This window comes from Deinococcus sedimenti (assembly GCF_014648135.1).
Lineage (GTDB): Bacteria > Deinococcota > Deinococci > Deinococcales > Deinococcaceae > Deinococcus > Deinococcus sedimenti.
Genome location: NZ_BMQN01000057.1, coordinates 1 through 1,082, shown reverse-complemented (window position 1 = coordinate 1,082; position 1,082 = coordinate 1). Strand labels below are relative to the sequence as shown.

1 protein-coding gene is annotated in these 1,082 nt (G+C 64.7%); it reads left to right on the top strand.

Annotated elements, in window-relative coordinates; genetic code table 11:
• Positions 1–1,082, top strand: a 1,082-nt coding sequence (gene tuf, locus IEY69_RS21595) for an elongation factor Tu (protein WP_189075126.1), incomplete at both ends; no start/stop codon positions are given.

Sequence of the window (1,082 nt, the reverse complement as noted above, 5' to 3'; positions counted from 1 at the left end):
GACCACGGCAAGACCACCCTGACCGCCGCGATCACCTTCACGGCCGCCGCGATGGACCCCACCATCGAAAAGCTGGCCTACGACCAGATCGACAAGGCCCCCGAAGAAAAGGCCCGCGGCATCACCATCAACACCGCCCACGTCGAATACAACACCCCCACCCGCCACTACAGCCACGTGGACTGCCCCGGCCACGCCGACTACGTCAAGAACATGATCACCGGTGCCGCACAGATGGACGGCGCGATCCTCGTCGTGTCCAGCGCTGACGGCCCCATGCCCCAGACCCGCGAGCACATCCTGCTCGCCCGTCAGGTCGGCGTGCCCTACATCGTCGTGTTCATGAACAAAGTGGACATGGTCGACGACGAAGAGCTCCTCGAGCTCGTCGAAATGGAAGTCCGTGAACTGCTGAGCAAGTACGAGTTCCCCGGCGACGACCTGCCCGTCATCAAGGGCAGCGCCCTGCAGGCCCTCGAAGCCCTGCAGGCCAACCCCAAGACCGCCCGCGGCGAGAACAACTGGGTGGACCGCATCTGGGACCTGCTCGACGCGGTGGACAGCTACATCCCCACCCCCGAGCGCGCCACCGACAAGACCTTCCTGATGCCCGTCGAAGACGTGTTCACGATCACCGGTCGTGGCACCGTGGCGACCGGCCGCGTGGAACGTGGCGTCGTGAAGGTCCAGGACGAAGTGGAAATCATCGGTCTGCGCGACACGAAGAAGACCACCGTGACCGGGATCGAAATGCACCGCAAGCTGCTGGACAGCGGCATGGCGGGCGATAACGTGGGCGTGCTGCTGCGCGGCGTGGCGCGTGACGACGTGGAGCGCGGCCAGGTGCTGGCGAAGCCCGGCAGCATCAAGCCGCACACGAAGTTCGAAGCGAGCGTGTACGTGCTGAGCAAGGACGAAGGCGGGCGTCACAGCGCGTTCTTCGGCGGGTACCGTCCCCAGTTCTACTTCCGCACGACGGACGTGACGGGCGTGGTGGAACTGCCCGAAGGCGTGGAGATGGTCATGCCCGGGGATAACATCACGTTCGTGGTGGAACTGATCAAGCCGATCGCGATGGAAGA